The sequence below is a fragment of the Candidatus Saccharibacteria bacterium oral taxon 488 genome, from assembly GCA_013100805.1.
In the GTDB taxonomy this organism is placed as follows: Bacteria; Patescibacteriota; Saccharimonadia; order Saccharimonadales; family Saccharimonadaceae; genus Nanosynbacter.
This window is the reverse complement of sequence record CP040000.1, coordinates 82235-107397: the sequence shown is the minus strand read 5'-3', so window position 1 is coordinate 107397 and position 25163 is coordinate 82235. Positions and strand designations below refer to the sequence as shown.

Annotated in this window: 23 protein-coding genes; 2 read left to right on the top strand and 21 right to left on the bottom strand. The window is 50.3% G+C overall.

The features are described from left to right. From FBF27_00525 to FBF27_00485, 9 genes are read right to left on the bottom strand one after another with little or no spacing between them, the layout of a single operon-like run. On the bottom strand, window positions 1–1071 hold the full coding sequence (locus tag FBF27_00525) for a type IV pilus twitching motility protein PilT (GenBank protein ID QJU08916.1): 1071 nt from the start codon (window positions 1069–1071) through the stop codon (window positions 1–3). 18 nt (window positions 1072–1089) lie between these two features. Next, on the bottom strand, window positions 1090–2853 hold the full coding sequence (locus tag FBF27_00520; protein QJU08915.1) for a type II/IV secretion system protein: 1764 nt from the start codon (window positions 2851–2853) through the stop codon (window positions 1090–1092). A gap of 12 nt (window positions 2854–2865) precedes the next feature. Then, window positions 2866–3096 (bottom strand): hypothetical protein, encoded by a 231-nt coding sequence (locus tag FBF27_00515; GenBank protein ID QJU08914.1) that lies wholly within the window; start codon window positions 3094–3096, stop codon window positions 2866–2868. Next, on the bottom strand, window positions 3093–3770 hold the full coding sequence (locus tag FBF27_00510) for a hypothetical protein (protein QJU08913.1): 678 nt from the start codon (window positions 3768–3770) through the stop codon (window positions 3093–3095). The genes FBF27_00515 and FBF27_00510 overlap by 4 nt, the downstream gene beginning before the upstream one ends. Beyond that, the gene (locus FBF27_00505; protein ID QJU08912.1) at window positions 3770–4501 is read right to left on the bottom strand and encodes a hypothetical protein; all 732 of its coding nucleotides are present in this window, start codon (window positions 4499–4501) and stop codon (window positions 3770–3772) included. Before FBF27_00505 ends, FBF27_00510 begins: the two co-directional genes overlap by 1 nt. Continuing rightward, entirely contained in the window at window positions 4498–5544 is a 1047-nt protein-coding gene (gene pilM, locus FBF27_00500) for a type IV pilus assembly protein PilM (GenBank protein QJU08911.1), read from the bottom strand. Before pilM ends, FBF27_00505 begins: the two co-directional genes overlap by 4 nt. A 40-nt stretch (window positions 5545–5584) precedes the next feature. After that, a complete protein-coding gene (locus FBF27_00495; protein ID QJU08910.1) occupies window positions 5585–7594 on the bottom strand; it encodes a hypothetical protein in 2010 nt (669 codons plus the stop codon). After that, on the bottom strand, window positions 7595–9253 hold the full coding sequence (locus FBF27_00490) for a hypothetical protein (GenBank protein QJU08909.1): 1659 nt from the start codon (window positions 9251–9253) through the stop codon (window positions 7595–7597). It abuts the gene before it with no gap. Beyond that, window positions 9231–9725 carry a hypothetical protein gene (locus FBF27_00485; protein QJU08908.1) on the bottom strand — a complete coding sequence of 165 codons (495 nt, stop codon included), beginning with the start codon at window positions 9723–9725 and terminating at the stop codon, window positions 9231–9233. Before FBF27_00485 ends, FBF27_00490 begins: the two co-directional genes overlap by 23 nt. A gap of 64 nt (window positions 9726–9789) precedes the next feature. Between FBF27_00485 and ychF the strand changes: the two genes are divergently transcribed. Beyond that, window positions 9790–10869 carry a redox-regulated ATPase YchF gene (gene ychF, locus FBF27_00480; protein ID QJU08907.1) on the top strand — a complete coding sequence of 360 codons (1080 nt, stop codon included), beginning with the start codon at window positions 9790–9792 and terminating at the stop codon, window positions 10867–10869. Window positions 10870–10886: 17 nt separating this feature from the next. Here the strand turns inward: ychF and FBF27_00475 are convergent, their stop codons facing one another. The 5 genes from FBF27_00475 to rpsF all read right to left on the bottom strand — a co-directional run bounded on the left by FBF27_00475 (window position 10887) and on the right by rpsF (window position 13997). Continuing rightward, window positions 10887–11669, bottom strand: a complete 783-nt coding sequence (locus FBF27_00475; protein QJU08906.1) for a TlyA family RNA methyltransferase — start codon at window positions 11667–11669, stop codon at window positions 10887–10889. A 432-nt stretch (window positions 11670–12101) separates the two neighbouring features. Then, window positions 12102–12662, bottom strand: a complete 561-nt coding sequence (gene efp / locus FBF27_00470; protein QJU08905.1) for an elongation factor P — start codon at window positions 12660–12662, stop codon at window positions 12102–12104. A gap of 273 nt (window positions 12663–12935) precedes the next feature. Continuing rightward, complete coding sequence (rpsR, locus tag FBF27_00465; GenBank protein QJU08904.1) at window positions 12936–13139, bottom strand: 30S ribosomal protein S18; 204 nt, start codon at window positions 13137–13139, stop codon at window positions 12936–12938. 11 nt (window positions 13140–13150) lie between these two features. Continuing rightward, window positions 13151–13579, bottom strand: a complete 429-nt coding sequence (locus FBF27_00460) for a single-stranded DNA-binding protein (GenBank protein ID QJU08903.1) — start codon at window positions 13577–13579, stop codon at window positions 13151–13153. A gap of 37 nt (window positions 13580–13616) precedes the next feature. After that, window positions 13617–13997 carry a 30S ribosomal protein S6 gene (rpsF, locus tag FBF27_00455; GenBank protein ID QJU08902.1) on the bottom strand — a complete coding sequence of 127 codons (381 nt, stop codon included), beginning with the start codon at window positions 13995–13997 and terminating at the stop codon, window positions 13617–13619. A gap of 115 nt (window positions 13998–14112) precedes the next feature. Between rpsF and FBF27_00450 the strand changes: the two genes are divergently transcribed. Then, complete coding sequence (locus tag FBF27_00450) at window positions 14113–14922, top strand: bifunctional chorismate mutase/prephenate dehydratase (GenBank protein QJU08901.1); 810 nt, start codon at window positions 14113–14115, stop codon at window positions 14920–14922. A 1-nt stretch (window position 14923) separates the two neighbouring features. Here FBF27_00450 and FBF27_00445 read toward each other — a convergent pair whose 3' ends face one another. From FBF27_00445 to FBF27_00415, 7 genes are all read right to left on the bottom strand, one after another. Beyond that, window positions 14924–15829, bottom strand: coding sequence for a hypothetical protein (locus FBF27_00445; GenBank protein ID QJU08900.1), 906 nt, complete (start codon window positions 15827–15829; stop codon window positions 14924–14926). A 75-nt stretch (window positions 15830–15904) separates the two neighbouring features. Then, window positions 15905–18124 (bottom strand): cell division protein FtsK, encoded by a 2220-nt coding sequence (locus FBF27_00440; protein QJU08899.1) that lies wholly within the window; start codon window positions 18122–18124, stop codon window positions 15905–15907. Window positions 18125–18195: 71 nt separating this feature from the next. Next, window positions 18196–20364: a ribonuclease J gene (locus FBF27_00435; protein QJU08898.1), complete on the bottom strand. Its 2169-nt coding sequence runs from the start codon at window positions 20362–20364 to the stop codon at window positions 18196–18198. A gap of 143 nt (window positions 20365–20507) precedes the next feature. Continuing rightward, on the bottom strand, window positions 20508–21086 hold the full coding sequence (locus tag FBF27_00430) for a uracil-DNA glycosylase (GenBank protein QJU08897.1): 579 nt from the start codon (window positions 21084–21086) through the stop codon (window positions 20508–20510). A gap of 63 nt (window positions 21087–21149) precedes the next feature. Then, window positions 21150–22028 (bottom strand): hypothetical protein, encoded by an 879-nt coding sequence (locus tag FBF27_00425; protein ID QJU08896.1) that lies wholly within the window; start codon window positions 22026–22028, stop codon window positions 21150–21152. Window positions 22029–22086: 58 nt separating this feature from the next. Further along, window positions 22087–24204 carry a polyribonucleotide nucleotidyltransferase gene (locus tag FBF27_00420; GenBank protein QJU08895.1) on the bottom strand — a complete coding sequence of 706 codons (2118 nt, stop codon included), beginning with the start codon at window positions 24202–24204 and terminating at the stop codon, window positions 22087–22089. A 127-nt stretch (window positions 24205–24331) separates the two neighbouring features. Continuing rightward, window positions 24332–25123, bottom strand: coding sequence for a hypothetical protein (locus FBF27_00415; GenBank protein QJU08894.1), 792 nt, complete (start codon window positions 25121–25123; stop codon window positions 24332–24334). Window positions 25124–25163: the final 40 nt, after the last annotated feature.

Sequence of the window (25163 nt, the reverse complement as noted above, 5' to 3'; positions counted from 1 at the left end):
CTATCCCCTGATAAGCCGCTCAAACTCCGCTAGATCAACCGCAAACTCACGGGCACTATCATAGGTAATCGTACCGTTTTGTACCAGATTTACCAGCGTCCGATCCATGGTCTGCATACCCTGATCAGCGCCCGTCTGGATGACAGCATCCAGCTGATGGCTCTTGCCCTCGCGAATAATGTTACGCACCGCTGGATTAGCAATCATGATCTCGGCCGCCACCACCCGACCGCCACCGATAGACGGCACCAGCCTCTGCGAACAAATTGCCATCAGGATGTTCGATAGCTGCGCCCGAATTTGCGGCTGTTGGTGCGGCGGAAAGACGTCGATCATACGGTCAATCGACTGCGCCGCCGAGTTGGTGTGCAGTGTCGCAAATACCAAGTGCCCGGTCTCGGCAATGGTAATCGCCGCCGAGATTGTCTCGAGGTCGCGCATCTCGCCGATCAGCACCACGTCTGGGTCTTGGCGCAGGCTAGAGCGCAGCGCCGCTGAGAACGAATAGGTGTCATAATGAACCTCGCGCTGCACCACCACCGATTTTTTTGACTTATGCGTAAATTCGATCGGGTCTTCAATAGTGATGATATGCTGCGACTTTTCGGTATTAATTTTATCGACCAGAGCCGCCAGCGTCGTCGATTTACCAGAGCCGGTCGGCCCCGTCACCAACACCAACCCGCGTGGGAAATCAGCAAATGTATTGACAATCGGCGGCATGCCCAGCTCCTGCGCAGTCTTAATCTCGTTGGGAATTAAGCGTAGCGCCGCTGCCAAGTTACCCCTCTCATGAAAGGCATTCACCCGAAATCGCCCCAGCGTACCGAACGCAAACGAAAAATCAAACTCCTTATCTTTGAGCAAAATTTGCCGCTGATCCTCATCAAGAATCTGAAATACCAGCCGCTCCACGGTCGCCTCATCAAGCGACTGCGTGCCCGTTGCTGCGACCAACGTTCCGTCAATACGCAGCATCGGTGGCAAGCCCACTTGAATGTGAAGGTCTGAGGCCCGCTTTTTAACCACCTCTTCTAGTAAAATCTCGATGCGTAATTCTTGATTGTTCATAATCGTCCCCCTTTTCTTTTATGCTGTATCGGCTGCTACCCGATTTACTTCCTCTAATGTTGTCACGCCACTGAGCGCCTTGAGATAACCGTCTTGACGCATCGTTATCATGCCCTGCTGAATGGCAAGCCGCTGAATCTCGGCGCTCGTCGCCCGCTTGACGATCAAGTTTTGAATCTCCTCAGTGACATCCATCACCTCGTACAAACCACATCGTCCTGAGTAACCTTGCGGCGTCTGCGGCATATCGCGGCCCCTGACTAAAGTATAAGCGGCTTGACCAGATAATGGCAAGGCCTTGTAGCCCAAATCCTGCGAAACAGTCGATATGTCAGCCTGGGTTTTTGGCAGGAGGTGGCCAACCGTTGACTGAATAGTCTCCGTTTCAAGTGGTGACGATTGATATGAATCATACTTTGGCGCCACCCGCCTGACTAGTCGTTGACCAATAATGGTGTTCACGGTACTAGCGATCAAGAACGGTTCAATCCCCATATCCAGCAGCCGCGGCAGCACACCCGCCGCCGAATTGGTATGCAGCGTCGAGAAGACTAAGTGTCCGGTCAATGCCGCTTGCACCGCCAAGTTCGCTGTCTCGGTATCGCGGATTTCACCGACCATCACCACGTCGGGATCCTGCCGGAGGATTGACCGTAAGCCCGATGCAAAGGTCAGCCCAACATCAGCATGCACCTGGATCTGATTAACGCCGTCAATCTTGTACTCCACCGGATCCTCCAGCGTCACAATATTGATCGAGTCGTCCTTGATTTCCTTGATCAGCGCATATAGACTAGTCGACTTACCTGAACCGGTCGGCCCAGACGTCAAAATCATTCCGCTCGGCCGCTTGATGCCTTTTTGGATGGCCCTCAGTGCGCGCCCAGCATACCCCATATCAGTCAAATCAAACGAGTTACCTGTCTTATCAAGCAGACGAATCACCACCTGCTCTCCCCACACCACCGGCGAAATCGCGATACGCAGGTCAACGTCCTTGCCGGCCACATTGACCGCAAACTGGCCATCCTGCGGAATTCGATGCTCATCAATTTTGAGATTTGATAGAATTTTAATGCGACTGACCAGCGCTGGTTCGATACTTTTTGGTAGCTGCATAATTTCCCGCAACACGCCATCAACACGACAGCGAATTTTCAACGCCTTTTCTAATGGCTCAATGTGTACGTCCGAGGCATGGCTCTTTACTGCATACTCTAGGATCGTACTAAGCGCCCGCGAGATCGGTGAATCTTGAACGATCGTCACGATGTTCTGCGATGACTCATCCAGTGCTTCGCGCTGCGAGTCTTCCGCTGCTTCATTGACCGATGATAAGTCTGTTCTGTACTGACCAAGGACATGACGGATGCTTTCTTCGGAGGCCATAAATACCTTCAGCGGCCGCTGAATACGATTTGCTAGGTAGTCAACCGCCTGGACATTATTAGCATCAATCATCGCCACCGCCAAGCGCCCCTGCACCTCGGCCAGTGGTACTGCCATAAATCGCTCGGCAACATCCTCCGGCAGTAGGTTCAAGATGTGCTGCTCAATCACGCTGCTTGCGAGATTAACATACGGCACACCAGATAGTTGCGCCACCGCATGCACCAATAATTCATTCTCCAAAAGGTGCTCCTCGGTCAATAGTGACAGTAACGGCTTACCCGACTCGCTGGCACGCTTTTGCGCCTCCTTAACAACCGACCGCTCAATCAAGCCCTCGCTCGTCAGCAAGCCAATCAATTTTCCCTGCATATCATCCGTCAGTAGCGCCATATCACCTCCGCGCTAACTACCAGTCGCTTTGCCAACAATTGCTTCCACCGTTGGGTTAATAGCTTCACGATTAAATACTGTCTTATCTGGCTGCTCAATATCTGGACTAATCTTTGATATCGTCTGCACTTCCACACCCGATGATGGTACGCGCAAGAATGGAATGCTGCTGGCAACGAAATATGCCACCACAACGCCAAGGCTGGCTATCAACACGATCATCGCTATATCGCTCTTCTTCATGGCTTGATCACCTTCTTTCCTAATCCAACTTTTTGCGCCGGCTCAAAATAGGCCTTGCCAGAGATATCCATAGTCATCTTGCCGTCCTCGCTGGCCTGCATCTCAATCTCGGTAATATTGATAACCCGAATTGATTTTTCAAAGCGCGTTAACAGCTCCTTGAGGCTTGACGACGTACCGCTCACTGTCATGGTGAAACTCACCGCCGAGCGACCATCACCAGCATCCTCTTGCTCCGCACCCGACTCATTTGCCGTATAGTGGACTGAGATGCTTTCCAGCGACAGACCGGCGATGCCATTGACAAACTTCTTCTGGATGGACGCACCAAGCGCATCGGCATTCGCACTAGCCGGCAGCGCATCAAGAATTGTCTGCAATGGACTACTGCTATCCTTTAACTTCACTGAGTTAAGCGCCTCATTCGCCTCTAGTGAACGCACATTATCTTTGAGCGACTCGGCCGCCTTTTTATTATTCTCCAGCGTATTGATAGTGTCTTGCTTCGCGAGCACCACTGCGCCATGAAACAAAATCTGCCGCACGAGGAAGAACGACACCACAATTGCCACGCCACTCACAAATGCCGCACCCGCCACGAACAGAAACATGGTTTTTTTCGAGGAGTCAATCTGCTGGCGCTTACGGATGGCAACGTCTTTATTTTCAGGCATTAGTTTTTCTCCTTATTTGAAGCGTCTTTTGGCTTCTTGGCAAATAGGCTCTCTGGCACCCCCAGCCGCGAATCAGTCACATCAACTTTACCGTTTGGCGTCGCAATCACCACTGAGCCGCTCGTTTTCGAGAACAATTCTGCCGGATAGGTAAACGTGAACGAGAAGCGCAACACCTTCTTACCGTTGGCATCTTCACCAAAGCTAGCCTCACCCGCCTGTAGATTCTCAGCCAGCGGTTGTTTAACCTCTTGCCCATTTTGTGTTGTCTGCACAGTCGTATTAGTAATCGTCTTCTTAAATATCTCCAGCGCGATATAGCCATTCTCGGCTGATCCCTCAATAGTAATTGTCCGTGACTCTGGTTTGAGCTTTAGTGTTGCGATTTTAATACTATTTGGCGCCACTGGATTCACCGCCGTCATCACGTCAAATAGCCGCGAATCAGCCTGCCGCTCACTTGATAGTTTGTTGATTGTTGCCAGCTGATGCTGAATGGTCACCAACTTATCGAGATCTTCAATCGACGTCAGCTCACGTGTCTTGCTCTTAATTGTCCCATCATGCAGCGCCTCCAGGGCTACTTGACCGCCAAAGATCAAGCCAAGCGCAACTGCCACTCCGACCGCAATCATGCCAACGGTTATTGACATCGCGGTGACAGCGTTGCGCATCATTTTTGCCCGAAGCAACTCGCGCTTGACATCAGGAATCAAGTTAATCTCAATCACGATCCATTCCTCCGCTGCGCTAAACCAACGACCGTCGCAAACTCCGAGGCAATTGGTGCTAGTTTTTGCTGATCGGCCTGCCCAAGACTGACATGCTGCCACGGATCAGCCGTAGTCGCCGGTATGCCGGTCTTGCTAGCAATATAATTATCCATCATCGGTATCGCCGCACCAAAGCCCGACAGCAGAATTCCTGACACGGAAATGCTCGGATAGCGCGTCTGGAAGAACTTGATTGATTTGGTCAGCTCAGCCGCAAAATTATCCAGCACGCCGTCAATCGCCCTGAGAACTTGCCCCTCAAGCCGGTCAGGTGCCAAGCCAAACTTGATAATAAACTGGCGAGCCTGATCATCCTGTACGTTGAGATTTTGCACTGCCGCCCGCACCAACGCTTGCAGTCCGCTCGGCACCGTGCGCACTAGCCGCGGCATATCGCCATAAATGACTGCCAAGTCAGTCGAATGTTCGCCCATATCCAAAACTAGCTTTGCGGTTGCTCCATCAGTCGGCGCTAATGCCCGAAGCATCGCGATCGGATCCGGTTCCTCAGCGACCACATTAAAGCCAAGACCTTCAATCAACTCAAGCCGTTCCTCGACATAACTAATCGCTGCACTCGTCAATAACACCTCATACTGGCCCTGCTCACGCAAGCTGTCGCCGAGTAGCGCCCAGTCAACCTTGGCATCCTCAATCGCCATAGGAATGTACTGATCGACCTGATATTTCATGGTCGCCTTCAGCTCTTGGTCTGACACTTTTGGCACATCAATAATCGCCGTAAAGGTCTTGCTCGACGGCAGCCCAATCGCTACATTTTGCGTCTTGATACCGCTCTGTCCGACAGCGGTCATGATCACTTCACCAAGCTTACGCTGCGCTTCCGGTGAATCACTACCTGTAACCTTCGGGTCGACAGGCGCATAACCATAGTGCAGCAGATTCCATCCGTTGCTCGTTCGCGCCAGCTGAACTACACGCACCGCATTCGTCCCGATGTCTAATCCGAAAAAGTCGCCCAGCCCTTTTGCTATTTTCATACTATTCTATTATACATAAGCATTTTAAAATGTAAAACCCTTAAAAACGCGGCGGCAATTCCTTTAGATGCATCGTTTTGATAGCCCCCGATTCTTTCGACCGCTCATTTCCCCATAAATATGCATCGGCACGCAAATTCAATATTTCCGCCGGCTCGCCCGGATTATTGCCAGAGGTATCGCCACCCTTGGTAAAGGTACGGCGCAAAAAGAGGTGCTTCGCGATAATCGGACCGTTGATCCGCAACTGTTTTTCACATGTCTTCGCATCCAGCCCCGACAGCCACTGACGACCATCACGAACTATGGTATCACAGGTGTTAATTGTACCATTCTTGGCCACCAGCCAAGCATCAAGCTGCGTCACATTCGGCTCAATGATAATATGCCGAGCGCTGATAATCAACTGCGGCAGATCCCGAGCCGCCGAATAGTTACCGCCCTCCTGCTTTACGTCACCCTTGATAGTCACCACGCCGCTCGATTTGATAACAATTTGCCGGCCACGCTTAATTTCTCCACCGGTAATCGTCAGGTTGCCAGCCTGATACACGCCACCAGCCACGTCGCTCATAGACACCGCCCCAGACAAATTTCCCGTGTTCGTAAAATAGGCATCAGGTGTTCGCACGGTCGGCATCTTGTCGCGAAAATTACCAAACGGGGTGTTAGTGTTTTGAAACGTCAGATCATTATATTGCCGTGCCTCAATCGCCCCCGTTCGCCCTGTCGGCGTAGATGACAAGCCTGCCCCCGAGGAAGAAATAATTTGTCCAGGCGCACTAATGGCATATTCCGCCCACGATCCGTACAACCGCGGCTCCCCCGGCACTGGCTGCCACCCCTTTGGCGCATACACACCGAGCAGCCACCGAGCAGCCGCATTAGCATTGGCGAGGCTAGTTGGAGCAATCGCATCTTGCACCTCTAGGGCAATCACATTATCACCAGCCCGTAAATAATCCGCGATGATTCTCTTCATCTCGACACCAGACGACGCTTTCGGATTGGCAAAGACTGGCTTGCCATTAATATACACCGCCGCATAATCATCAACCGCCAAACGCAAGTATAGTCCCGATCGTCCATCGTTCAACAAATCCAGCTGACGAATCTCTTCAAGCTGCTGGCTAGTCAGCCGGAATTTCTGCCGAAATAGTGTTACGCCAGACGACTTCACGTAATTTTCACCATTGGTATCAGTTTGCGGCGCATTGTGACGCCGGGTCAGTGCCTCTTTCAGCTTTGTCTCGTCCTTGCAGCGTGCGCCCCAGAGCGGCTTCGACTGGCCACCTTGATCATATATCGACTGCCGAAACGCTCCATCAGTTGCCCACGTAGATGTTCCTGACTCTTTGATGACCCCGCCGCATTCGGCAAACTCGGCCGCCCCAGCCGCGCCCGATCGCTGGGCAGGCACACCAAACGGCACTTTCGTCGTGGCATTAGCATCCGTCGCCCAGCCACCATAAGCTCGTGGATTAACGTATGCTCCACCCGCTAGACCACCGCTATTAGCCGCCACCACATCATCAAACCAACTCGGTGCTGGCGTCGCCGAAGACGTGCTATTTTCACCATCCGGTACCGTCCATGTTGACACTGATCCGCTACACTTATCCTGACCAGCCGTCCGATTACCGGACATCGGTGATGGCATCATCGTAAACCCACCATAATTAAACGTCCCGCCAATACCATCGACCACTGTCGTAGCATTTGCGTTCACACGACAGTCAGATCCACCATCCCCGGCCGTTGGCCAACTACTAATCCGTTCTGGCGTCCCGCCGAGCTGCTCTCTCTCGCCAACCGGATATTTCTCCCACGGCATGTGATACGACGTGGCTGGGTCATAACTACTGCCGCCCGGTGGCGTTGTCGTACTTGCTGCTAGCACCGCCCTCTCGACGTGAGTTACGTCAGGTGCTACTTGCGCCGTCACGCTGATATAATGACGCCAGATATACACTCCAAGGCTTCCGAATACCACTAGCCCAACAACACCGACTCCGATCCACCACCTTTGGGTTTTTAACTGCAGCGCCATCTATCGCCTCACCCTCGTCAGTGATGTCCTGACTTCCGCATTATTATTACCCGCACTACCGTCTATCCCGACACCAACTCGCACATCCGCCCCCCAGAACTGAACTTTTGGCCGTCCAGCGACTCTTGCACAATCTACCGCATAGCGAAACGTACTGGTATTCACATGTTGGTTGTATGTACTCACAATAGTCATATAGCACAACTGGTCACCAGTCGTCATTGTCACTCCACTCAAATTATCCTTGCCAAGCGGAATTTCCAGCCCACCTCGCTGGATAATTGTTCCCGCGCCATTACGTGCCAAATTATTTGATGTACAATCTGCCACCTGCAAACCCGGTCGACTATTTTTAATCGTGTTCTTGGCGATATAACAATCCCAATCACCCACTAAATTACCCGGCGAACGTCTATCATACGGTACGACAACCCCCTCACCGCCTGGCACGGTATAATTTCCACCGCCCCTTAACACAAACCGCACTACAGCATAATTTGCCCGATTTGACCGTGTCGATCCTGTATGATTAATTCGCGCAGTCACGCCACTCACCTCAATCGTTCCTTCATTAATATAATCTGGCGCCTGCACCTCCGGCCGCAACTCATAATCATACGGCACCGATGCACAGGCATTCGATGAGACCCCCCAGCCGTCAGTATTCCACGCACCCGGCAGCCATAAAATCTTTTGACATACTGTTTTACCGACATCATCCTGCGTCACAATCCCCTCAGCTCCAAAGACACTGTTATATGGTTTAACGTCGTTCGGTGCATAAAAGGTGTTCCATGGGCTAGCGCTACGCGTATACGGCGACGCCCACGCATGATGCGTTGTCGTGCCATTAACATCCTGGTTAATGCCTATACGCTTTAGAGTATAGGGAGGAATCGTGTACGAAGAATTATTCCGTAGATAATGAAAAAATCGTACGCGCTGTCCTGGCGCAGCGGTCACGTTTTGCACCAAACTGCCACCATTGATTGACACTCGCGATTGCCCTTCAACGGTCCATTGGTTTGGCGCCTGCTCACGCTTAATCCATACCTCGACATCTTGTGTCGCACAAGCACCGCTACCGCCTGGACTACTATAGAAACAGCGCCGCACCTGCAAAATGATACGGCCGGAGCTTCCTGGTGCAATTACGCCAGATATGTCAATTCCATTTACTCGAATGCTACTACCGCCATCAACCCAGTGGTACGCGCCCGATGGATGCGTCCCACGATCAAGCGTACCGCCAGATAGCAATGTCCGACCATTCTGACTAACCGTTACATTTATTGCCCACACCCGTGCTCGCGACTGACCATTACCATTCACTGACCCCCTCAAGTCAAGTGATAATGACGTCGCATTCCAGCTAACGGTGTTAATAACATCATTCGTATATGACGTCCCAGGCGACGACATCCACATCGCACCGCACCGCGTTCCACCGCCCTTACAGATATATTGCACCGCAAACCGTTCACCATCATTGCGTGCATTAATACACATCAAACGTCGTCGGCCGCTCAAACCGCTACAGTCCACCGCCTCTGCTTTATCCGCACCAATAATCGCCAACGTCGATGCGACAACCACAAGTGCCAGCATATAGCCAATAACAAGCCGTAGTCCGACCCTAACCCTGACCCGGTGTACCATCCTTATTCCCCGCACCCGCATCAGCCTTACCGATTTCGACTAGTGCTTTTACCGTATCCTGATTAATACCCAGTCGATAAAACGGCTCGACCGCCTGACGCATCTTCATCGAGTTGATCAACCCTTGATGAATCTGATCAATCCGCTGGCGATCATTCCGTAGCGATGCATCGTGAAGCACAATATAGTGACACACCGTATCGTCACCCGGGCCGCCACGTTCTGAGATCTTCTTCACCAGCCCTTCAAGCGCTGTCGGACCATACCCATTTGGCGCAGCGATAATTGACCGATATTCTTTTATCATATCCTCGCCACATATCATCTTAGCGGTTGGCGCGATATCTTGACTCGGCTCTTTTAGCCCAACATGCAATCGCCCCATCACCATCATGATAACGGCGACTATCGCCCCGACACTCAACACGATACCCACTATCATAAATATTCGCGAGACAATAACCTTATTCATACTGCTTATTCTAATACATATTATATACTGAGGCAAGTTTGTGTAATTTGTTATAATACACGATATGAGTCTATCAATCGGAATCGTCGGCCTGCCAAATGTTGGTAAGTCGACCATATTTAATGCACTTACTAATAATAATATTCTAGCGGCTAATTACCCGTTTGCCACCATTGAACCAAATACTGGCATTGTACCGGTTCCCGACGAGCGGCTCAATGTACTCGCAAAACTGTATGATACGCAAAAAATTATCCCCGCGACCGTAACGTTCGTCGACATCGCTGGATTGGTAGCTGGCGCCTCAAAAGGAGAAGGGTTTGGCAATAAATTCCTGCACAATATTCGTGAATGCGACGCCATTATCCACATCGTTCGCGCCTTTGAAAACTCAGATATATTACGACACGACAATACCCCGATTAACCCTCAGGCCGACATTGACATCATCAATACCGAACTTATCCTTGCCGACATCCAAACCATAGAACATCGTCTGCCTCGTCTCCAAAAAGAAGCCAAAGCCAAGCCGGAGGCACGACAGGTGGCTACATACCTTGAAACGCTCCTGACATCACTTAATTCAGGCACGCCGATAGCATCCATAGAAAATATCAAATATGAGATAATTAATGATCTTCATTTACTCACCGCCAAGCCAATTATTTATACATTTAATGTTGACGAGGCGGGACTCGGCGACCATGCCCTGCAGGAAAAACTTGCCAAACTCGTCGCGCCAGCCCGAGTATTATTTATTTGTGCCAAGCTTGAAGAAGAGCTCAGAGAATTGTCAAATAATGACGCCTTGGAGCTACTTGATAGCTACGGGGCTTCCGAAACCGGATTGTCGCAGCTTATCCATGCCGCGTACGACACACTTGGTCTACAAAGCTATCTCACGGCAGGTCAGAAGGAAGTTAGAGCATGGACAATACATAAAGGCTGGACGGCGCCACAGGCTGCTGGCGTCATCCACTCAGACTTTGAGCGCGGATTCATCGCTGCACAAGTCATTAGCTACCACGACCTTGTTGCCGCAGGTTCAGAAGCTAAGGCCCGTGAAGCGGGTAAAATACGTACTGAAGGTAAAAATTACATCATACAGCCTAACGATGTTGTCGAATTTCGGTTCAATGTCTAACATTATTGTATATTATACTACGTTGATTTAAGTACAACGATGCCCTTTTTACTACAACTATTACCTCTGTTATTTTTCAGTTGTAACTTATAAAAGCGCTCAACGTTACCCTTACTACCAGCGACGGTGCTATCCTTTTTATCAAGAACTACAAAATACTGTTTTGCCCATTGCTCAAAATCGGTCAGGATCTTTCGTCGTATAGCAGCATTTTTTACAACACCCTTTTGTACCAAATGACGCCCTGCCTCAAACTGCGGTTTTACCATCGCTACAAGCACCGTCGCACTGCCCATCAGCCGTTTTGCAACGTGTGGTAGAATGTCGCGCAGACTAATAAATGACACGTCTCCCACGATAATGTCTGGTGGACAATCAAGCTCAAAGTCACGAATGTCTGTCTTTTCGTGTAATATTATGCGCCGATCGTCACGCAGTCGATGGTGCAACTGATTCGTGCCCACATCAACAGCATACACACGTCGGGCGCCATGACGCAGCGCAAAATCAGTAAATCCACCGGTACTCGACCCTATGTCCAGCACTGTTTTCCCCTGAAAGTCCAACCGAAAACTATCCGCCACGCCCGCTAGCTTGAGGCCTGCACGCGAAACGTACCGCTCACGAGTCAGCAATGTAATGTCTGCTGTCTCATTAACGAAACATCCGGGACGTGTCGCCACCCTACCATTGACCATGACTTGCCCTAAGCCTATCCAATTCTCTGCTTCTGAACGCGATTCAACCAACCCGCGTTCTAGTATCATTTTATCTAATCGCTGCTTCATGTCACTTCTCATTGTAGCCTGAATACATATTTTTCTCAATAACTAACGATCTACTGCGATAGCGAAACTGCTGTTATAAATACATCAATAGCTATTCTCATTTTTACCTATAGGCCGATCTTCGCTATCGTTAATTCTACGTTAACTAAAATACAACGTTGTATACTACGCATCAGTGTAATTTATACATCAATAGTTATATTTACCCCTGTAGTGGCTAAGAAGACTCTCACCATTATCGCAAATAGGCCCATATTTTTCATGAAAACAACTGTCGTATGTATCACCAAAAACACCCTACCAGCTATACATACATTACGTTGTATTTTTAGCATCAATACCTAAAATCTTGTTCTATTCTTTATCGTTATTTGATGTATTTATAACAACAAAAAGCGTCGCCCGAACACCCTGGGCGACGCTTCCGGCAAGAAGGCCCTTTTGTTATTTTTTGCGCTCTCGATATTCACCCGTCGCTGTGTCAACACTGACAATATCGCCCTGTTTAATGAATGCTGGTACCTTAATAACAAGGCCCGTCTCAAGCGTTGCATCCTTAAGTACGCTTGAAGTTGTATCGCCCTTCACGACATCTTCGGTATACGTAACTTCGAGATAAAGATTTTTTGGTAATTCAACATTAATCACTCGCCCGTCAAACACCTGGAGATTCAGCTCACAACCTTCTTTCAAATAATTTTTTGCCTCATCTACCACATCGTTAGACAGTTCAAATTGTTCAAAACTTTCTGGATCCATGAAGCAGAACATATCTCCGTCATGATATAAATATTGAACAGTCTTGCTAGTCACCTCAGCTGGCTCAATTTTGTCTTGACCCTTAAAGGTTTTCGGGATGACACTTCCGTCCAGCAAGTTTTTCAATTTAACGTTCACAATAGAGCCTCCACGCCCCATAACCTTCTGTCCATATTCAATAACGCGATATGGCTTACCGTCAATCTGACAAACCGTACCCTTTTTAAGATCTGTCGGCTGATACATATTGTTTTTCCTTTCCTATAACTTTTAAGCTACCGTACCTAATTCTAACATTCTTTCGGACGGCAGAGTATTTCTTGTCGGCTGAACATATTTTTTACTCAAACATCCCACAGTGGGCTTGGCATTATAATACTATCCTGCATCAAAAATAAAAACGCACTGTACAGCAGCCCACAAGCAACAGTGGCCTGTGCCTTACCCCTGCACAGACCACTCGACTTTCTCTCCTATCTATAAATACGTTTGGGATTAGAGAGTTCTCTCAACGTATACTTATTGCCCTTGCGACACAAACGGCAGCAGTGCTAAGTGCCGAGCACGCTTGATCGCCACTGCCAAGCTACGCTGCTGCTTGACACTGAGACCCGTCTTCGCTATCGGCTCAATTTGACCATACGCATTAACATAGCGCATTAATGTTTTGACATCCTTATAGTCAAAAACCGTTGGGGTATCTTTCTTTAATCGTTTTGCCATTTTGTTCTCCTTTAGAACGGTATCTCGCTAAGATCGATCGGTTTATCATCAATATCCGCTACGGTCTCAGCCTGCTTGGTATTAGTATTACGTGATGCGGTTGTATTCGCGCTATCACCGCTCGGGGCGTCAAGGAATGTTACGTCGGTCGCCGTCACTTCAATACGCGAGCGGCGCTTGCCGGTTTCTTTATCATCCCAGCTGTCCTGTCGCAACCGACCCTGCACCAACACGCGGCGGCCTTTTGACAGGTACTGCATCACCAGTTCGCCCAATTTTTCCCACGCGATAACGTCGAAAAAATCAGCTTGATCATCCTGTCCGGCACGATCAACCGCGATACTAAAGCTAACAACTGTCCGACCTGATGGCGTTGTCCGCTGCTCTGGATCGCGCGTTAACCGTCCCAGTAAAATAACTTGGTTGATACTTCGTGCCATGATGACCCTCCTTTTTTATTATGTATCGCGTCGAATATTAGGCTTCTTTATCAGCCGCCTCGGTAGCAACCTTAGCTTCGCGCTCTTTCTGCTCAGCAAGCGCCTGGCGTGTCTTCTCGTCGGTCTTAACCAACAAATAACGAAGTACCTCGTCGGTGATATTCAGAACATTTGATATCTTGAGCGGTGCACTGCTTGGCAACTTCACCTCAAAGTAAACATACACCGCAAAGTCTTCACGGCGAATCGCATAGGCTAGTTTTTTCTTGCCCCAGTTGTCTTCTTTGGTGATTTCACCACCATTGTCTTTGATCAACGCTCGAACCTTGTCCAGCGCCGCGTCCAAATTTGCTTCCAAATCTGGATGAATAAGAACGGTCAGTTCGTATTCATTCATGTTTCCTCCTTTGGAATCCATTACGGATGGTTATGTTATCGCACATAACCTTAGGTTATTATTCTCTCGTATTATACGGTAATCTGATGCAAAAGTCCAGTGATACACCCCGCCAGACCATGCTACAATAGAGTTCATGCGTATCGCCATTCAAGGACAAGCTGGATCATTTCATGAACAAGCAGCAAAACAATGGTACGGACCTGACGCTACCGTTGTTCCGTGCATGACCTTTGGCGACGTCTTTCAAGCCTATGCCCGCAATAAAGCCGACGCCGTTGTCGTGGCAGTGGAAAATACCATTTACGGGACCATCAACGAAACCTACCGTCACATCGAATCTTGTAGCGCTCCCATCGTCGGTGAAGTGACACTCACCATTCAACAAGCTCTTATTACCAATCCAGAGACAACACTTGAAGACATTACCGCTGTCTATTCACATCCTGTCGCTCTGTCGCAGTGCTGCCAATTTCTCCAAAAACACCTGCCACAAGCCGCACAAATTGAACATTTTGATACCGCTGGCGCTGTCGAATTCATCAAGCAACAGGGTTCACCACACCTAGCGGCCATTGCTAGCGAAACCGCTGCCCAACTATACAATATGCCAATTCTCAAACATCACATCCAAGATGCTCAGGACAACATCACGCGTTTCCTGGTCCTTGACCAGATAACCACGGCGACCGACGCTGATCGAGCAACGCTTGTGGTGACCACCGCCCATCAGCCAGGCAGCCTCCTTGAAATACTCCGCACATTCGCCGATCAGTCCATTAACCTCACCAGCCTACAATCCCAGCCCATCGTCGGCCAGCCGTGGAACTATAAATTCTTTATGACCGTTGACGCTGCCGGCCCGTCATTACATCGCGCCATTAATAAAATTACCTCAACTGGCCACAAAATAACACTACTTGGTGAATATCTGGCGGCACGTTAGTTTACTGAGAGGGCAAGATATCGGATATATCACCATCGGTCGCGAGCCGATCAAATAGGCTTTTTGCCGCATCATATACCTTAGCACTCTCCACGGCCCGACCATTAATCTCTCCCTTAGCCGGTACCGCCGCTATGCTTTCATAATCTGGTCTCGATGGCGAGACAGACTTTGGTGAAACGATTGTAATTTCCTTAGTCTCCGACCAACCATCAGCAGTCTGTCTGTGCGACCATTCCACTTTCGTCGGTAACACGCCTTCTAGAGCCGGTAGTAGTGCTTCTGGGGATTCGATATGCTGATGTGCCACAGGTTCTGGAGACAAAAAATCCAACCGCCACGTTATCCGATCCGTCTGTCTACTCTTTGCGCCGACCTCAATCATATCAGTGGCAACTTCTACTGCGATCTCACTTCCACCAAACCTTTTGTCGCCTTGAGCAACATCAACCGATACCACGTGTCCCTTATCATCTGTAATTGTTATTGACTGCTGTTTAGGCCTATTGTGATCATCATAATAATCTTGGCGAACGAGTCGAGCAGCATTACTATCAACCGACTTCCCTGCAGCAGTAAGCACTCGTCCAGCAACATCGCGCGCAGACTGGACTATATTGGGATCCTTTAAAAAGACCTCTGCCTCTCGACGGCCTTCGGTGTCTGGTAGCGTAAGTGTAATTTCTTCCACTCTCGAACTATCATTGGACTCTTTGGATGTTCCACCATCGGTATTTTCTACTGATGGTGCGGGCGGAACATCGTGTGACCGGCCAAGACTATACCCAAGTATACCCGATACGGCTAACGTGACTGCAGCAACCCCCAGCACAAGAGGATTCCTTAACTTGTCGCCTTTACTATTAGGGGATAATTCTCTATTATTTCTACAACTTATGTGCGCCATGTAGCCATCCTTCCACATACAAATCAATTTCTCACTTAGAATATTATAACCTATAAAATAATTATGTCAAGCTAGCTATTGCCCTAGCTCGTCGACACTTGAAACCAAAACATCACGAGCTTTCGAGCCGTTCGCCGGGCCAACAATGCCACGCTCTTCCATCTCTTCAATCAGTCGCGCTGCCTTGCCGTAGCCAATCCGTAGCCGCCGCTGCAGATAGCTGGTAGAGGCCTTGCCGCCCTCAATCACCACTCGCACCGCGTCCATAAATGCTTCGTCTTCACCACCACTGCTAAAGTCAACTGCCAGGCCGCCCTTGCCATTTAGTTGTACTGGCTGCGCTACCACCTCATCATTGTACTGCGGCGCCGACTGCATCCGCAAATGGTCAGTAATTTTATTGACCTCGTCATCGGTCACCCATGCGCCCTGGATACGTTTTGGCTTACTCATGCTCGGCGTATACAGCAGCATATCACCCTGGCCAAGTAGTTTCTCGGCGCCAATTTGATCAAGAATGGTCCGCGAGTCAACTTGCGACGCCACGGTAAAGCCGATACGCGCCGGCACGTTCGCCTTGATCAAACCAGTAATCACGTCAACGCTCGGCCGCTGCGTTGCCAAGACCAGGTGGATACCCACCGCCCGCGCTTTCTGCGCCAAGCGAACGATCAGCGCCTCGACGTCGCGTGCTGCCGCCATCATCAAATCGGCTAGCTCATCAATTACAATAACGATGTACGGCATCGCCCCGTCTTCGTGCTGTTGAATGTTGCCATCGGCGTCCGCTACCGGGATTTTTTTAGCTCGCGTGGCGAGGCGCTGATTATACCCCTTGATATCGCGAATCTTCTCGGCCGCCAACAGCTTATAGCGCCGCTCCATCTCATTGACCGCCCATTTCAAGGCCGAAATAGTCTTTTCTGGCTCAGTAATCACCGGAGTCAGCAAATGTGGGATGTCTTCGTACGGTGCCATTTCCACCTGCTTTGGGTCAACCAAAATCAATTTCATGTCGCTCGGACTGTTGCGATATAGCAAACTGGTCAGCAAGGTATTAATCATCACCGACTTACCAGAACCAGTCTGACCAGCAATCAACATGTGTGGCATTTTGTTGAGCTCGCCAACCACTGCTTCGCCAGAGATATCCTTACCGATGGCAAAACTCAATGGTTCGCGGGCATTCTTCCACTGCTTAGAGTCCAACACACCATACAGCCGCACATCAGCCGCTCGTCGGTTTGGCACCTCAATACCAACGGCTTTTTGCCCAGGAATCGGCGCTTCAATCCGCAAGCTCTGCGCCGCCAAATTCAAAGCAATATTCGTCTCCAGCGCCGTGATGCGTGTCAACTTCACACCACTCGGCGGTCGCAAGGTATACTGCGTCACTTTCGGCCCAATATTTGCGTCTTCCATCTCCACATCAATATTGAACTCTGCCAGGGTATCGTGAATAATCTGTGCGTTTTGCCGAATATCACCAGCGTCAGCTGGACTTTGCTTTTTCTCTAGCAAATCAAGGCTCGGCGCCTGCCAGTTCGGGTCGTGTGCCGCCACTAGTGCTGCTTGCTCCTCAGCTGCCTTATCCCGCGCCACGCTACCGCGCAGACTGCTCAGCGGTGACGTCCTTCTGTCTTTTGGCGTGACGGGATCAACGGTCGGGACGCCGGCATTCAACTTGATGTCGCTCGATGATTTGGCACTGGCTGCATCTTCACGAGCCACCTTTTTCATCACCGCCGCATTGTTATCCTCCTCGGAATGGTCACGCTTGAACGCTTCGGCTACTTTCTTGATCACCGTGAACGGCGACGTCTGGGTAATAAATAGCGCCGTGATGATGATGAGCACCACATATATCAAAGCAGCGATGCCCGGGTCGACCATGGCACTCATCGCTCGATTAGCCGTATCGCCGATGAACCCACCAGCCTCCGGCCGAGCTGGTGTTTTTACTAGCCCAAACAGCCCTGACAGCCACACTACTTCGAGGATGGCTGCTAATTTCATCGCCAGCGACAACCGATTATTCTCCGCGCGGAAAATCTCCACAGCAATATATATCAGCAAGATCGGTAGCCCATACATCGCATACCCAAGCATACTCAGAGTCGCTTTGTGTAGCCACCCCAGCACCGGACCACCAACACCAAACCACGCCACCACCAATAGAAGCGATAACACGACGAGCAGTACCGCGCCGACTTGCGCCCAAAAGCCGCTCGGCACATCATGCTTTGGAGCTGTGGAAACTGATTTCTTACGGGTAGATTTTCGTTTTTTTGGCATAACTATTTTTATTATATCACTTTACCGACATTCACATTGTAGCATATTTTACAACAAATAGCAAGCGTGGACTAGTATGCGCGCACTCGGCCGACCTCTCGAGCCTTGGTATCATTCGCCTCGGTGTCTGGCACCTGGCGGCGCGGGAAGCGGCGGCGCGGCATAGTTGGCAGAGTCATTTTCGGTTCCGCCGCTGAAGCGATGGTAGGTTTTTTGCTGCGCACCGGTGTCTTTGCGATAGAAGTATTCGAAGCAGCAGTCGATTTTACCGTTTTCAGACCGCCAACCTCGTTAATTACCGGGATAACGATCGGCGTCCGCCTAGTCTGGTCATATAATATATGGGTAATTTCATCCTTAATTTCTTTCTTTACCACATCAAGGTCGTACTTGCCAGCAAAACTACGTGCTGCCTTCTGTTTCAAGTACTGGCGAATCATATTCATCAATTCCTCAGAATCACGCAGATAGATGAAACCGCGGGAAATAATGTCCGGGCTAGTTAATAACCGCCCTGTGCCGCGCTGTACCGTTAACACCACCACAAACATACCTTCCTGAGACATATGAATGCGGTCTTTCAATACTACTTCAGAGACGATAGCGCCCGTATCATCATACATCACACCACCAACTTGAATCCGACCAGCTTTCTTAGCTTGGCGTTCAATATCAATTTCAATAATATCGCCAGCATCACACACAAAGATATTCTTCCTAGGAATACCGCACTCTTTCTCTGCTAACCGAGCATTATGCACCAGCATATGGAACTCGCCGTGAATTGGCATGTAGTATGTTGGGTTAAGCGCGTTAATCAGCTTAATGTGGTCATCATAATAGCCATGGCCCGACAAGTGTAGCGGCCCGATTCCCGTCAAGTGCGTCTTGCCATTCTGAATCACATCAGATCCTTCACGCATCAAGCCATCAACCGTTCGCACCACGTTTTTCTCATTGCCCGGAATCGGATTGGAGCTAAACACCACTACGTCAGAGCCTTTAATCTTCATGTATTTATGCGCGCCAGTCGCCATACGGCTCAGCACGGCATTAAACTCACCCTGCGAGCCAGTACAAACCACAGTAATCTGGCTATCCGGCAGCTTGATGATGTCCTCCATCTTCATGACGGTATTTTTCGGGATCTTAATGGTGCCTGAACGCAGCGCCACTTCCAAGTTCTGAATCATCGAAAAGCCGGCAAATGCTACCTTGCGCCCGTGCTTATGCGCTTCTTCCAAAATTAATTGCAAGCGGTGCACCTGCGAAGAGAAACAGCTTAAAATCACTCGGCTGTTACTGAATTTATCCATCACCTGGCCGATAGAATATTGAATATCAAACTCAGTATGGGTATGCGTACCAGCCGACTCACAGTTAGTCGATTCATTCATGAACATCAACACGCCCTCTTTGGCGGCGATTTCTGTCATACGCTCAAGATCAAACTTTTGGCCGTCAACCGGACTTTCCTCAAACCGCCAGTCACCAGAGTCAATCACCACACCCAGCGGCGTCCGGATCACCACCGCCGTTGAATCTGGAATCGAGTGATTCACCCGCACCAATTCTACCGAAAAATGCTTCGACACTTGAACAACTTCGTGGCTCAATGGGTCCATTACCCGAAAGTCCGGCTGAAAATCAGTATCGGCATCAGCCATCGACTTGTCCAGCATGCCGATGGTAAATTTCGACGCATAGACCGGTGCTGGAATCCGGTGGATAAAGTGCCGGAAGGAACCGATGTGATCAAGGTGCCCGTGAGTAAACACATGCGCCTTGATTTTATGCTTATTTTCCTCGAGCCAGGTGATATCCGGCGTAATATAGTTGATGCCTGGATAATCGCTGCCCGGAAACAAAAAGCCCATATCCACAATGATAATCTCATCGTCATACTCAATGGCGTTCATGTTTTTACCGATGCCCATTTCGCCGACACCACCGATTGGGATGATCCGTAGTTTTGGCTTGCCGCCGCGAGTGCGCCTTGGCTGCATTTTGGCGCTAAATTGCTCGCCACCATAGCCATTGTAAACTGATTTGTTTACCGGGATATTGATTACGTGCTGCGACGCCCTGAGATTGACATTCTCACTCGTGCGCCGCTGCGCCCGAAACACTTCGCCCTTGCGAGTGGTGGTACTATTCATCACCGCCGTGTTACTTTTTTTTGTAGCTGGTCGTTTTGACTGATCATCGCCCTTCGGCGTCGCAAGTCGTCTCTGGCCCATGCGTATTGTTCTCCTTTTATAAAAATAAATACCTTGCAAAATTAGAATGACAGGCGATAGACACGGGGGCAACGTACGACAAATCTATCCCCTAACAATTGCGTCCATTATAGCACGGGGCGCCAGTTCTTGTCAAAAATAGCTCAGGCGCTCGCCTGGGTTGCCAATTGCGCCGCCCGCACAAAATCATCAATTAACGTCTGCCGCAATGCCCCGTTATACAGCGCTGCTGCCGGATGATACAGCGGAATCACCAAGAACTTCAAACCGTTGAATTGTGCCCAGCGCGGATTACCATGATCACGCGAAATCGCCAAGTCGGGAATGAATGCCGTGCCGCTATGCCGACCCAATGTGATGACTACCTTTGGCTGAATAATTTGCAATTGGCGCATCAAATACGGCCAAAAAGCGCGCTTCTCTTCTGGTAGCGGATCACGGTTGTTTGGCGGGCGATACTTAACGATATTGGTGATATAGACATCTTGACGACGTAACTGGGCTGCGGCTAACATCTCGTCAAGAAATGTACCAGCTGCCCCAACGAATGGTTTGCCCTGAAGGTCTTCATTTTTTCCCGGCGCTTCACCGATAAATACAATGTCTGCGTCAGCTCGACCGTCACCCATCACCAGCTGCGTCGCCTGCAGCGCTAAGTCATGACAAATATCACCAGCGATAATCTCTGCCGCCAAAACCTCCAGTTGCGCTGCCTCATCCATATTTCTATTATACAAAACACCTCGTCACTATGCGAGGTGTTTTGCTTGATACTGAAGCGAAAATTACTTTTCAGCTTTTTCTTTCACCAGATTGACGAAGTCTTTCTCGTGCTTCTGCAAATTTGATTCTTGGATTTTCTTGGCAAAATTGGATAGCGGGTTTGACCTGCCTGACGACAGGCGCGGTGCCTGAACACTGTAATCTTTATTGGCACGTGCTACAAAGAAATCACCTAACGCCTTGTAATACTCTTTCATCTGCTTACCAAAGTCCTGCACTTCTTTTTGCTCTGATTTGGTAATATTATCAAGTAGCTGATAGCAGCCGCTCATTTTTTCATCGTAGAGCTTCCTAACTTCATCTGCTGGCTTACCGATATAGCTAAAATAGCTCGGTGAACACTTCTTGGAGAAATCTTTCATATCTCCTATCAGATTGGCGATGGCAAGCATATTTGGGCGCACCTTCTCATAGGCAGTCTTGTACTCGCCAAAGGATTTTTTAGTCTCCTCGTCGCGCATAATCTTCGATGAATCAAGCTTCTTCATCATCAAATCAGCACGTCCCACCGCCTCTTCAATCAGCTTCTTTGCGTTATCAGCATTCGACGACTTGAGTGCCGAGTTGAGGCTGTTACCGTCAAACTCCTTCAGTGTCTTAGCAGCTTCTTGGTAGTCGGCTTTTGATGGCCCACCAAGGAATATAACAGCCAGCACAATGCCAACCACGATAACTATCAAACCTATTGAACCGCCAATGATACCCCATAGCGCGCCCTTGCTCAACCCTTTCTTGGGCTGCATCGGTACACCTTGCTGCAGTGGCTGCTGTGGTTGCGGCACCGGTGGTACTGGCTGCGAGGGCGCCGGAGCAGTCTGCTCGGTCGCCACGGGCGATGTTGCTGTCGGTTGTGGTACGTTCTTATTATTCTTGTCGTCCATAATCCCCCTCAATTACTCTTACATTCTCATTGTATCGTATTTTGCTAAAAAGCAAAAGTTACAACCCGATCATCGTCAAGTTAATTTTACCGCGTTCATCAATACCGGTGATTTTCACGCGAACGGTTTGTCCTTCCTTGACCACGTCCGTCACCTTAGCTACGCGGTGATCGGCCAGCTTCGAAATATGCACCATCCCGTCAACTCCCGGCAGGATATTCACGAACGCCCCGAAATCTTTGATACTGACCACCGTGCCTTCGTAAATTTTGCCGACTTCTGGCTCTTCGACCAGGCTTTTAATCCAGTTGAGCGCCTTCTCAATCGATTCGCCGTTCGGGCTGGCGATGGTAATCAAGCCGTCTTCCTTGATATCAACCTCAGCACCAGTCTCGCTGGTAATCTTGTTAATCACCTCGCCGCCCTTGCCAATGACGGCGCCAATTTTATCTGGATCAATTTTTAGCTTTTCAATCCGCGGCGCGTACGGGCTGAGCGTCTCCCGCGGCGCTGGCAAAATACTCAACATATGATCAAGGATAAATGCCCGACCAGCCTTACTCTGTTCAATCGCTTGGCGCAGCACTGTCACCGGCAAACCATGCACTTTCATATCCATCTGCAGCGCCGTGATGCCCTTGGCTGTACCGGTCACCTTGAAATCCATATCGCCAGCAAAGTCCTCGGCATCGGCAATATCGCTCAGTACGTACGGCGTATCACCATCCATCATCAGACCCATAGCGATGCCGCTAACCGGCGCCGAGAGAGGCACGCCAGCATCCATCAGCGCCAGACAGCTCGAACAGGTCGCTGCCATCGACGTCGAACCGTTCTGACTCATAATTTCGGTAACGCTACGAATAGCGTATGGGAAGTCTTCTTCACTCGGCAGCACTGGCGTCAAGGCTCGTTCCGCCAAGTAGCCATGGCCAATTTCGCGCCGACCCGGACTGCCCATCCGCTTAACCTCGCCAACCGTATAGCCCGGCGCATTGTAATGGTGCATATAGCGCCGTTCGCCGTCGTTAACCTCCATAGTATCAACCAGCTGCGCGTAACTCAGCGGCGCCAAGGTGACGATGTTCATACCCTGCGTCACGCCGCGGGTAAACAGGCTCGAGCCGTGCGCTCGCGGCAGTAAGCCAACCTCTGAGCTGAGCGGGCGAATTTCAGTTAGTTTGCGGCCATCTGGACGCATATTATCCTCGACGATACCGCGGCGTACGTCTTTATGTAGCGCCAAGGTAAATGCTTCATCGTATTCGTCGCGCACTTCGTCGTACTCCTCAGCACTCAAACCCAGCTTTTCGGCCATCGCTTCGTGGAAGGCCCAGCGAATCTCGTTAACCACTTCGTTGCGCTCCGGATACGGCCGGCGAATTTTCTCGCCCAGCTTGCCATCAACCCACGCATCAGCCGTCTGCTGAATTGTTTCGTCCGGCAAAACCAATTCATATTCTTGCGCAGCTGGCGCCACTTTGGCCGCCAACTCTCGCTGCAAAGCAATCGCTGGCTGCATCATCTGGTGCGCCCAAGCCATTGCATCGACGATCACCTCTTCTGATACTTCCTTGGCGCCAGCTTCCACCATGGTGATACCGCTCTCGATACCAGCCACTACTAGGTCCAAATCAGATTGCTCACGCTCCTCGGGCGTCAAAAAGGCCTTAAACTCGCCATTCACGCGGCCCACCCGCAAGCCCGCCACCGGCCCGTCAAACGGCGTACCGGTCAGCATCAAGGCGCTCGACGCCGCAATCATCGCCACCACATCCGGGCGGAAATCCGGATCCATGCTCAGCACCGTCGCCACCACTTGTACTTCTTGGCGATATCCTTTCGGGAACAGCGGCCGAATCGGGCGGTCAATCAACCGACCGATCAGCACCGCCTCGTCGCTAGGCCGGCCCTCGCGCTTGATAAACCGCGAGCCAGAAATTTTGCCTGCCGCATAAAATCGTTCTTCATAATCAATCGACAGCGGGAAATAATCCAGCTGCACCGGCCGGCTGCCCACCTGGGCACTGCCCAAGACCACCGTATCGCCGTAGCGAACCAGCACACTACCAGTCGTCCGAAAACCAACGCGGTTGACCTCAATGCTCAACGGCCGGCCGCACAGCTCGGTGGTAACGCTAAAAATCTCCTTGCCACTCGGGTTAATAATTGCCATAGATCCTCTCTTTCTCGCAAAGACAGTAACAGGTGTATGCATGCTGGTTTACTATCAACACACCACACATCCATCACCGTCTGCGGGTTATATTCGCACTTTCTATTATATCACAGGGCCGCATGCTTTATAGGAAGCCGGCCCGACCAAACGCATCCCGAACCGCAGCGAGCTGCTCACTTACTCGGTCCAAAACCTTTGGCGTTGGTAATAACACTTCCGGTGAGCTACCGCCAGCCGCACCAATGACTTGTTGTATCACATTAAAACTCTCCATTCCCGGCAGCATAGCAGTCCACTCATACGGCTGCTCACTAGTTGGCGCTGTCGGTTGCCTCTGAGATACTGGCACAAAGGATAGCATCAGCTCTTCCGGATCAATTTCATACAGTATATCCCGAAAGGCACGTTCTGTCGGTAACCCTCGCCTCGATACTCCCCAAACCGCCATCAGCTCAGCGATCTTAGCTTCGGGCTTACCTGACAACAATTCAAACGCGACGGCTACGCGCACCCTACTATCATCACCCAAATCCGAAGAGACTCCCGTGCCTATCACTGCTCGCTCAGAATGACCGGCCTTACGCAGTAGCGCACTCCCCGTCATAAAACCGCGCTTACCTCCGCCTCGAGAGACAGATACCGATGCGGGTGGTGGTAATATCGGCGGCATTTCGCTCGTAAACACAGGCGCACCCTCAATACATCGCCGAAACATGTCACGGGCTTGACCATATATCTCATACGCCCCTTCAAGGTCAAGCTTCGAGGCATTCGTCTCTACCGATAGTATCCGTTGACTTTCATCGCCACGGTTCATAAGCAGCCCACCAGCCGTAGCCGCCACTGCTCCAGCCGCACCAAACAACAGACCGCGCCGACTTATCCTTGATGGCTCTGCATTTATGTTTCTTACCATACCGAACTCCTATTTGCACAAATACTCGTGCGCACTTGAG